Below are 10,019 nucleotides of genomic sequence, written 5' to 3'. Positions count from 1 at the left end.
CTGGTGACCAGGACAATAGGAGCCCGGTGACGGGAGACTGTCACGCCGGGATCTGTGGGAGCCCGGGGGTGAAATTCCCCCGGGCCACCCGACCGACCGCCTTCTTCGTGAAGGAGAACGGCCGGTGAGCGAGTTGTGCCGGTTCATCCATGCGGAGAAGGCGAACTACCCGATCGTTCTGTTGTGCCGGGTGCTGCACGTCGCCCGCTCCTCCTACTACGCGTGGCGCGAGGGTAAGGCCGCCCGCCATGCCCGACAGGCCGCCGACGACGTGCTCGCGCACGAGATCACGGTGCTGCACGTCGTCTCCCGCCGCACCTACGGTGTCCCGCGCATCCACGCCGAACTGCGGCGTCTGGGGCGGCGGGTGAACCGCAAGCGCATCGCCCGCGTGATGCGCGAGCGCGACATCCTTGCGAAAACCATTGGTGCCCGGCTTGCTCCGTTGATGGACTGACGTCCTGCCGTGAGTCTGCCGCGTGACGGAGGTAGTGGTTGTGACAGGCTATGACGTGCTTGCCGAGGTGTACGAGTGGCTCATCTCGGATGCAAAGTTGCCTCCAGTCGAGTTCGCTGCGTCGTTCGACGATGTCCTCAATCTCCTGCCGTTGAACGCTCACGTCCTCGACTGTTCGTGTGGAACCGGACAGTTGGCGGTTGGCCTCGCCGGTCGTGGCATGCAGGTTGTCGCAACTGACGCCAGCGAGGCGATGGTTCGTCGGACTGCAGAGTTGTCTGAGGAGTTCGGGGCATCCGTCCGGGCCGTACGGGCGAATTGGGAAGAGTTGCCCGACCATTTCCAGGACAACACGTTCGACATGGTGTTCTGCGTTGGCAACTCGCTTCACCATGCCGCGGGCGCGACAGGCAGGGGTGCTGCTCTGGAGTCGATGTCACGGCTTCTGCGCCCCGGCGGGCGCTTGGTACTCACATCCCGCACTTGGGAACTCGTGAGGGCCAGAGGTTCCCGGCTGGAGATCAGTGACCGGCTCGTCCGCCGGAACGGTCGCGATGCCGTCGTGGTCTACCGCTGGGAGATTGCGCCGCATTGGGAGGAGGAGCACCACATCGAGATTGCGATTGCGCAAGTTGATGCGACCGGGTTGGTTCTTGTCCGCTCGGAACTGCTGTCCTGCTGGCCCTACCGGTACGAGGAACTTGAAGTCGAGCTGCACCGGGTCGGACTCCACACGGAACTGAGCACGTTCGATCTTGAGGCCGAGAACTACATGGTGGTCGCGAGCAAGGTATAAACACTGGACTTTCAGTCCCTGGCCGGACCGCGCGGTTGCTCGTCGGACGCTTGCGCCCTCTCATCGGGGCGGGTTCAAGTGGTCAGCGCAACGCCTCGGACGAGGAGTGCTCGTCGATCAGACGGCGGTAGATCCGGGGTGACGGTGTGGCGCTGTTTCCTGGTCGCGTCCAGATCAATGAGCAGGATCTCGTCGATCAGCAGCGTGAACGGATCCAGCTTCGACGGCCGCGCCGAAGCGGTTGTCGTGCGTGGCTGCGGCCAAGCCGAGGTCAGGGCCTTGTTGACCGTGCTCCAGGTGACGCCGTACTTGCACTGCAACGCCCGGTTCGACATGCCATCGCGGGAGTCGCGCCGCAGCGCGGCGTACAACTCGACCTTCGACTGGCCAGGCGGCATCGGGGGTGCTCCTTTACTGAGCACATCCAGCTTGACACCGCAACCCCGATGGTGATGTCAGAATTCGCGAACATCTTTCTGGGCCATCGCCTGGTGCCGTCAGCTTTCACGAACAACTGACGTCACCGACTACCGACAGAACCATTCGGTGTTCCAGAGTCAGGTACGGAGCAGTGAGGCGTGGATGCGGGCGATGGCCCGCAGCACCTCGTCGCGGTTCTTGGCCTGCTGCATACATGCAGGCAGGCGGGCCACCACGGGCATCTTCCGGCCGTGGTCGTGCCAGGGAATCCCCTCACGCAGCATGGCCTGCACGAATCGTTTGATCAGGTCCAGGTGCTCCAGGTCGTAGGCCCATACCCACCCATGCCGGGTCTCGGTCTGCAACCACAGACGGATGCCGAAGTACGGGTCTACGGCCGGCTCGTGCGGAGCCCGGTACGAAGTTACATATCCACGGCTCGGCTCTCTGTCCGTCCCGCAGTTGCGGCAGACGAGACGTCTTGGCGCAAAGAGGCCGGGACCGTGCACTCCTTCCGGCTCCGGTCCAGCCACGACGTGCGCGGCCTTGTCGCAGTTGGGGCAGCGCACGAGAACGGACGCGAGGAAGTCGGGGCCTTCACCCGCGCGTGCGGCGCCGGTAGTAGTGCACGGTCACCACACCCAGCAGCGGCCCCCAGGCGGCCACAGGCAGATAGCAGGCGGTCAGGAGCCAGTTGCCCCACGGCGTGATGTCCATCTGCGCGTGCAGGGTCGTCCAGACGAGCAATACTCCGTAGACGGTGCAGATGAGTGTGCCAAACGCCGCCGGGATAACCGCGGCACGTACCGGGACCGGACGGCCTCCGAGATACGGCAGCCAACGCGGCCACACTTCTCCCCACGGCCGCACCAAGCCGAGTGTCAGCCAGGCCAGACCTTCTTGGGCCAGCGACAGCAAAGGCAGCACCAGCAGGCCCCAGCCGGGCAGGAGCATGGCATCGTACTCGGACTGTCCGAGTCCAAGCGGAACACCCAGCACGGCGGCGAGGCGCCACACAGCCGATGGCAGAGACACCCAGACAACCGCGGCCGCCGCACGTCGTGCCCAGGCCGGGACGTCCGGGACCGTCCGATCCGATGCGCGGTGGGGTAAGTGCTTTCCTTCGGCCTGCGCGTTGTCGGAGAAGGGAACAGTGGTGGGCATGCGGCATGCTCCTTGATCAGCGATGTCGTGCGATGCCCTTGATGCTTTCGCAGGCTCTGCCGCCCGGCGTCCGGCCACGGCATGAACACCATCAGCCACACGGCGTAACTGTATTGCCGCCGTATCAGCCCCGAGGCGTACGCGCAGCCACGCTCGGGCTTCAACTCGCGTGCGCCGAGCAGGTCCCAGCCGGCATAGAACACTGAGGCCGTCACCAGGACAGCGGTAGTGAAGGCCAGGACCAGGACGATACCGACGGGCCACAGGCGTAGTCCGCGCCGTTCAGTCTGGCGCCGGGGCAGACGTGGGCTCATGACCGACGGGACTGGCCAGGGTGCACTCCCGGTTGCAGCCGACCTTCAGAACCGGTGTTTCAGCCTCTGTCGGTGCGCGAGCCTGTCGAGGTTCGGAGCGACGAGGCCCTGCACCTTCTTCTCCTCGATCTCCACAACAGGGCGGCGGCCAACTCGCCGCTCGTCGCCAGCGATGGTGCCGGACTGCGCTTTCTCGATGAACAGCTGCGTCAGCTTGTGCCCGTGGTCGCGCGTTCAGCGGCTCGGGAAGGTCGTGAGGGCGTGTCAGCTTGCGGTCGGCGACCGGGTGGACGGCGCGGGCCCGACCGCGCCACGCGACCGGGCCGGGTCAGTCGGCCTGCCTCTTGCCATCCGGGTCGTGTGGGGTGCGCAGCCGCCAGGACTTCGTTCCCCGCTCCCATACGACCGTCCCGACGCTGATCGCGCGGAAGGTGGTGAGCACCTTTGGGCTGATCGCCGTGTTGCCGTTGTCGTTCTCGTACGTCAGGCCGTCGTCGAAATTCTTCTCGATGTGCTCGGCTGCGTCCATCTGCCACAGTTCGTGGTTCGGGCCGCCCGTGATCTGCGCCAGCAACCACTGTGCGGCTGCCTGAACCGCCCCCGCATAGGTGGCCGCCTGCGCACCCGTCGCGGCCAGCTCGTCCATCAGCTCCTCACGCCCGATCCGGGCAACTCTCACCGCTGACGGGCCTCGGCGGCCTGCTCCTCGGCCTCGCGTAGCCGCGTCTCCGCCCCGTCCAGCACTTCATGAGCCCGTACTTCACGCCGTTCCATCAACGTGATCACCGACGGCACCGACCACCTCCAGGACGAGAAAACCACCCGCCCCGGTGCTGCCCGGGCCCACCGACGAGAACACGTCGATCATGGAAGAACCGCCAGTAGACGTGGCATGCCCGACCGTCCCCGAACCGTCAGCGGAGACCTCGAACTGGGAACGAGAACCGATACCCTGCACGCACAAAGTGCCTTCCGCTTGGACCAACAGACCCTCTCGACAAGGTTCATCGTGCCAGCTCAGAAGGAACTTTCGTGTTTCCGTCCCCTTCCGTCCTCATCCCAGCCGAAACGCCGAGGCCGGCGCAACGCCACACGAGACCAGACCCGACGACCAAGACCCCGAGCTGCCTGAGAAGTTCAAAACCAGGCACTGACGGAGATCTCCGAGGTTAGGACCGGAAGGCGTGAGGTGCGAGCAGGCCCAGGTCGCGAGCGCGGACGACGGTCTCGGCCCGGCGGTGGGTGGCGAGCTTGGCGTACAGGTTGCGCATGTGAGTCTTGACGGTGTTAACCGAGACATGCAATTCGCCCGCGATTTCCGGCGCGGTCAGGTTGGTCGGCAGATAGCGCAGCACGCGCAGTTCGCTGTCGCTCAGTGGCTCGAGCGGCGACGGGCTCCCTCCAGGCAGGGGCGCGGGCGCGTGCCCGACGACCAAGCCCCGGATCTCGCCGATCAGGGCCGCGTGCGTGGTGCCGCGCCGGGCATGGCGCTCCAGGAGGGCGGGAACCGGATGCAGCACGAAGGCTGAGAGCGCAGTGTCGGGCTCGGCGAGGTCGAGCGCCCGCTCCAGTGCGCGGCCAGCGGCGTCCGGGTCGCCGAGAGCGTCCCGGGCAGCCGCCTCCAGCGTGAAGGCCAGGGTCAGGAAGGCCCGGGCCGGCTTCACGAGGGCGGAGCCGTCCAGGACCGGCGCGAGCGCGACGGTCGCCCCGTGCGGGTCGGCCTGGGCGAGCCGCAGTTCGGCTGTGGCGATGCGCACCTCCCCGTGCTCTCGCTCTCGTTCTTCGAGGTCGGCCAGGGTCTCCTCGGCGTGCTGGGTTTCGCCGAGGCGCACCAGGGCGAGCAGCAGCAATGTCCGCGCCCGCGGAGCCAGCAGGTGCGGCGCGGTCAGCAGGTCGGCCAGCCGTTCGGCGTCCCGCAAAGCGGTCAACGCCTCGCCGTCCTGACCTCGCACCAGTTCCAGGAACCCGCGGGCATAACGGACCCCCAGCCCGGCCGCGGGGTCGGCCTCCGCGCTGACGATGTGTTCAGCGCGCTGGACCCAGGGCTCAGCCTCCCCGGGCCTTCCCTGCCAGGCGAGCACTGCGCCGAGTATCATGCACGCGTTGCCTGCCGCCGACTCGTCCGACCAGCCATGCCGATCGGCCAGCTCGATCGCCTGCCTGCTGAACTCAGCCGCCCGCGCCAACGACCGTGAAGCCTCGATCGCCGCCTGGTGGGCCAGACCCGTGAACTCCAGGTACGGCCGACCGATCCGGCGCGCCAGCGCGATCCCCTCGGCCAGGTACTCCGCCTGATTGTGGTGGCCGGTCCAGCCCTGGGCGTAGCCAAGGCTGATCAGCGCCAGCGCGCGCAAGTCCTCACCCAAGTAAGGCTGCGCCGCCCCCAACACCTCGGCCATGGCCTGCAGCCGCTGTGCCGCCTCGGCCTCAGCCAGCGGGTTCCCGCGCTGGCGGGCTGCCAGCAGTCCGACGACTTCTGACAACAGCTCCAGCTGGCCGCGCTGGGGGGCCGGTACCGTCTCCATATCCCGCTCGGCCAGGCGCAGCAACCGCTCGGCCGCATCCAGCGACCCGCGGGCCAGCTCATCACCTGCGGCCACCGCCGCCAGCCCGGCATCCGTCGTAAGCATGCCGGTAGGGAACCCGGCGAGCAGCTCGTGCACGGCACTGGCCCGCCCGTCCAGGTAGAGGCCGGACCAGTGCTCGGCAAGCAGCCCGGCGGCCAGGGACCAGTCACGCGCGGCCTGGGCATGCCGGACCGCATCCGCCGGGTATCCGTGCCCGGCAATCCATCCGGCGGCGGCCCGGTGCAGATCGGGGACCTCGCCCGGCGCGGCGCGTCGCAACTCCATCTGCAACAGCCCGGCGAACATCTGGTGATAGCGGAACTCCGAACGTGCAGCGTCCAGTGACACGACGAACGCGTTCGCCTGTTCCAGGTCCTGCAGCACCCGCTCTCCACCCTCGCCCCCGGCCAGCAGGTCGGCCAGCTCCCCGTTGACCCGCTCCAGGATGGAAGTCCGCAGCAGCAGCCACCGCACCGGGTCGGGCTGCCGGTCCAGCACCTCGGCCATCAGATACTCCGCCACCGTCCGCTCGGTGCCGGAGAACTCCGCGGCGAACCGCGACGGATCGGGGTGCCCGGCCGCCGCCAACGCGGCTAGCCGCAGCCCCGCCGCCCACCCTTCGGTCCGCTCGTACAGCACCGCCACCGCCGACTCGGGCAGCTCAACCCCGGCCGCGGCGAGCAGTTCCTCCGTCTCGGTCAGGCTGAACCGCAGATCACCCGCTCGGATCTCGGCCAGGTCCCCCTCCAGCCGCAGCCGGTGCAGCCCCAGCCGCACGTCATGCCGGGCGGCGAGCACGAACCGCAGCCTCCGCGGGGCGCGCATTATCAGCAGCTCCAGTTGCCGCAGCGTGTCCGGACCCAGCTCATGCACGTCGTCAACGACCAGCCACAACGGCTCCTCCAGCGACGCCAGGTCCTTGAGCAGCCGCTCCGTGATCGACCACCCGTCCAGGTCCGGAGCCGCCGTCAATGCCCGCACCAGTGCCGCCCCTGGGCGTGTCCGGCGAAGCGCGCCGAGCGCCGCCGGCCAGAATCCCTGCGGATCCCGCTCATCCCGCCCCGCTGTCACCCACGCCGCGCACTCCTCCAGGCCCGCCTGGCTGATCCAGGAACGCAGCAACACGGTCTTGCCGCTACCAGGCGGCGCCGACACCACCGTCACCCGGGCCGGCCCGCTCAGCCGCCCCAACAGCTCTGGACGGGCCACAACCCCTCCCGCACCAAGGCGAACGGCCCGCACCGGCCCGGCATGTGTTCCCTCTTCAGTTCCCACACCCGGAATGATCCCACGGCGCCTCGGTCAGGCTGGCGACGCAGTCACACCTGACAGATAAACCGTGGTCACCCAGCAGCGGCACCCACAGGCTGGATCGCTGCCTTCAGCGTCGCCGGCACGGTCAGCAGCGAGCCGCACCACTGTCACCACCGCCCGGGCGAGCTCCTGTTCCGGAGTATCTCGTCAACGAGATACTCCGGGCAGATCCGGTTTGCCCAGCAGGTTCGGCAGCGGGGCAGGCAAGGAGGATGCGGATGGGGAACCTGTCCCGCGGTGGGGCACGAACCTGTTCGGATGACCAGTGACGGCTTGACCCTTTCGCACGTTCGATGTGATTCCCGCAGCGGGCAGGACCGGGGGCAAGCGGATCGTGCCGGTGGCTTCGCCGCGCGGCCGGCTGATTGCCTCTCGGCGCGTGCCGGGCACGATCAATCACACCAATCAGGTGACACCCGCTCACACGACTGGTCCCTAGCTTTTGACCGTAGGCAAACGCGACAGGCGTTTGATCGTAGGCGGACGTGAGGAGACCACGGAGATGAAGGCAGTGCAGTACGACCAGTACGGCGGCGTTGACGTCCTGCAGGTGGAGGACGTCCCGTCCCCGACACCCGGCCCCGGCCAGGTGCTGGTGCGAGTCGAGGCGGCAGGCCTCAACCCCGGCGAGGCCCACACCCGGGAAGGCCACATGCAGGCGGTGTATTCCGTGACGTTCCCGACGGGGCAGGGCCACGACCTGGCCGGGACAGTGGTGTCGGTGGCCGAGGGCGTCACCGAGGTAGCCGCTGGCGATGAGGTGATCGGCTGGGTGGATCCGCTGTCGAGCCAGGCGCAGTACGTGGTCGCGGAGGCGGACCACCTGATCCCGAAGCCCGCCGGCGTGACGTGGGAAGTCGCAGGCGCGCTCGCGTCCGCGGGGTTCACCGCCTGGGCGGCCGTCCGTGCTGTGGAGCCGGCCGCAGGGGACACGGTGGTCGTGGCGGGGGCGGCCGGCGGGGTCGGCTCGATCGCGGTCCAGCTCGCCGTGCGGGCCGGGGCGACTGTCATCGGCCTGGCGAGCGAGCACAACCACGACTGGCTGACTGCGCACGGCGTGATCCCGGTGACCTACGGACCGGGCGTGGCCGACCGGATCCGGGCAGCGGCGGCGTACGGCAGGGTCGACGCGTTCATCGACACTCAGGGCGCGGACTACGTCGAGATCGCGCTCGACGACCTGGGCGTCGCACCCGGGCGGTTCAACACGATCGTACGGTTCGACGCGGTGCAGACGCACGGCATCAAGTTCGAGGGGTACGAGAAGGGCGTTGGCTCCGGCGCTGCGGTGCTCGCGGAGCTGGCCGACCTGATCGCCGCCGGCGACCTGGAGATCCCGGTCGCCGCGACCTACCCGCTGGCCGAGGTCCGCAAGGCCTTCGAACAGCTTGAGGGCGGCCATGTCCGGGGCAAGATCGTCCTGGTCCCTTGAAGGCCCGTAGAAGTCCCCATTCCGCAGTCAGCGCACACCACGAAGGAAGAACCATGCAGGTCGACAGCGGTGGCATCAAGCTGAACGTCGCTGTTGCACGGTTTTCCGGACACCGGCCGCGTGTGGGCCAAGCAGATAGCGCCACTCACCGAGGCAGGACTCCGGCTGATCGTCCCTGACCAGCGAGGCTACGGCCGTTCGGGCAAGCCGAGCGACATCGAAGCGCACAAGATTGCCAGTCTCGCCGCCGATCCGGTTGCCATCCTCGACCGGCTGGGCGTAGGCCCGAACTCGACGCCGCTGAGAGGCAGATCCCAGGCCAGGACCTTGTTGGTGAGCGCGTCGGTGGTCAGGTAGCGGTACGGCGGCGACGCCATCGGCGCGTCCTTGCTCTTCCCCGCGCCGTGATGGGCTTGTGGTGGTGCTCGGCGTGTTAGTGCGTTGTGGCTAACCGGATTTCGTTCGAGGTGTGCGGCGCGGGTGATCATCTGGACAGAGGTACGGGTGCGGTCGCGGGCATGAAGGAACGGGCCCCTTGGTCGTGACGCGGTTACGACACCAGCACGACCAAGGAAGCCCGTTGCCCGATCAGTTGAGCAGCATCTCTGTGCTTGCGTCCACCGCGGTCACCCCTGGGTGTGGCTGCTACGTGTACCGGTTCGGTTCGATCGCTCCAGGGCTGCGGGCAGGCTGCTGTCCCAGTGACATAACGGATGCGGAGTGGGCCGAGGTCCGCTCGGCGATGCCGGTGCCGGCCTGGCTCCTCAAGCGGGGCGGGCGCCCGGAGGCGTATTGCCACCGCGGGATACTCGACGCTGTGCGTTATCTGGTCGACAACGGTGTGAAGTGGACGGCTCTGCCGGTCGATTTCCCGTACTGGCGGGCGGTCTACGACTTCTTCCGCCGCTGGCGGTCCTACGACTACGTGCGTGAGCTGTACGAACGCCTGCGACGTTCGGCGAGGGAACGCTCAGGCCGCAACGCCGAGCCCAGTGCGGCAATCATCGACAGTCAGTCGGTGGACGCCTCCGAGACTGGCTGTGACGTTGTTCAGCGGGCTCTGGCACAGATCTTGGGGCGCAGCTGCGGAGAGTCACCGCAGTGTTCGATTGCGGAGGTCCGGGTTCGCGTGAGACCGCATACGTCTTCCTCCTCGACGGCGTTCGACGGCTCGATCACTTCTCGCGGCGTGCCGTGATCTCCGCTGCGTTGGCACGGATCCATTGCAGCAGCGGGTCCAGCGCCGCCGCCGCGCCGCGGCCCAGGTTGGTGACCGAATACGTCACCGATGGCGGCTGTCCCGTGCCGACCTGGCGGTGCACCAGGCCGTCGTGCTGGAGTGCGCGGAGCGTGGCCGCGAGGCTCTTGTCGCTGATTCCCGCGACCACCGTGCGTAGCTCGTGATAGCGGAGCGGTTCGGCCAGCAGTGCCGTGAGGATCAGGATCGTCCACCGGCCGGGGGGGGGGGCCCGCCCCCCCCGCCCCCGGCCCGGCCTTTGTTTAACGTCAACCCAAACACCCAAACCGAATAGAAAACCAAATAAATACAAAAAAC

General features: G+C 67.8%; 11 protein-coding genes. 5 read left to right on the top strand and 6 right to left on the bottom strand.

All coding sequences use genetic code 11. The annotated features are described in order from the left end of the window. The first annotated feature begins 124 nt into the window (after positions 1 to 124). Both AB0I18_RS50540 and AB0I18_RS50535 read left to right on the top strand, forming a co-directional pair. Positions 125 to 457 carry an IS3 family transposase gene (locus AB0I18_RS50540; RefSeq protein ID WP_363112622.1) on the top strand — a complete coding sequence of 111 codons (333 nt, stop codon included), beginning with the start codon at positions 125 to 127 and terminating at the stop codon, positions 455 to 457. Positions 458 to 497: 40 nt separating this feature from the next. Then, positions 498 to 1,253 (top strand): class I SAM-dependent methyltransferase, encoded by a 756-nt coding sequence (locus AB0I18_RS50535; protein WP_363112623.1) that lies wholly within the window; start codon positions 498 to 500, stop codon positions 1,251 to 1,253. Between the two features lie 74 nt (positions 1,254 to 1,327). On the opposite strand, the gene AB0I18_RS50530 is transcribed toward AB0I18_RS50535, so the two are convergent. The 5 genes from AB0I18_RS50530 to AB0I18_RS50510 form a co-directional block, all read right to left on the bottom strand. Further along, the gene (locus AB0I18_RS50530) at positions 1,328 to 1,651 is read right to left on the bottom strand and encodes a hypothetical protein (protein WP_095749789.1); all 324 of its coding nucleotides are present in this window, start codon (positions 1,649 to 1,651) and stop codon (positions 1,328 to 1,330) included. Between the two features lie 159 nt (positions 1,652 to 1,810). Beyond that, positions 1,811 to 2,038, bottom strand: a complete 228-nt coding sequence (locus AB0I18_RS50525) for a hypothetical protein (RefSeq protein ID WP_363112621.1) — start codon at positions 2,036 to 2,038, stop codon at positions 1,811 to 1,813. A 232-nt stretch (positions 2,039 to 2,270) separates the two neighbouring features. Then, on the bottom strand, positions 2,271 to 2,837 hold the full coding sequence (locus AB0I18_RS50520) for a hypothetical protein (RefSeq protein ID WP_363112620.1): 567 nt from the start codon (positions 2,835 to 2,837) through the stop codon (positions 2,271 to 2,273). Positions 2,838 to 3,479: 642 nt separating this feature from the next. Continuing rightward, positions 3,480 to 3,797 (bottom strand): hypothetical protein, encoded by a 318-nt coding sequence (locus AB0I18_RS50515; protein ID WP_363112619.1) that lies wholly within the window; start codon positions 3,795 to 3,797, stop codon positions 3,480 to 3,482. Positions 3,798 to 4,320: 523 nt separating this feature from the next. Beyond that, complete coding sequence (locus tag AB0I18_RS50510) at positions 4,321 to 6,882, bottom strand: LuxR C-terminal-related transcriptional regulator (protein ID WP_363112618.1); 2,562 nt, start codon at positions 6,880 to 6,882, stop codon at positions 4,321 to 4,323. Between the two features lie 652 nt (positions 6,883 to 7,534). Between AB0I18_RS50510 and AB0I18_RS50505 the strand changes: the two genes are divergently transcribed. From AB0I18_RS50505 to AB0I18_RS50495, 3 genes are all read left to right on the top strand, one after another. Further along, on the top strand, positions 7,535 to 8,464 hold the full coding sequence (locus AB0I18_RS50505; protein ID WP_363112617.1) for an NADP-dependent oxidoreductase: 930 nt from the start codon (positions 7,535 to 7,537) through the stop codon (positions 8,462 to 8,464). Between the two features lie 93 nt (positions 8,465 to 8,557). Further along, positions 8,558 to 8,821: an alpha/beta fold hydrolase gene (locus AB0I18_RS50500; RefSeq protein WP_363112616.1), complete on the top strand. Its 264-nt coding sequence runs from the start codon at positions 8,558 to 8,560 to the stop codon at positions 8,819 to 8,821. 223 nt (positions 8,822 to 9,044) lie between these two features. Then, entirely contained in the window at positions 9,045 to 9,662 is a 618-nt protein-coding gene (locus tag AB0I18_RS50495) for a transposase (protein ID WP_363112615.1), read from the top strand. On the opposite strand, the gene AB0I18_RS50490 is transcribed toward AB0I18_RS50495, so the two are convergent. Continuing rightward, positions 9,640 to 10,019: helix-turn-helix domain-containing protein (locus AB0I18_RS50490; protein ID WP_363112614.1), on the bottom strand; the 380-nt coding region annotated here is incomplete at its 5' end. The two genes, AB0I18_RS50495 and AB0I18_RS50490, sit on opposite strands and share 23 nt — an antisense overlap.

Source organism: Streptomyces sp. NPDC050704, from assembly GCF_040654355.1.
GTDB lineage: Bacteria > Actinomycetota > Actinomycetes > Streptomycetales > Streptomycetaceae > Streptomyces.
This window is presented reverse-complemented; position numbering and strand designations above follow the sequence as displayed.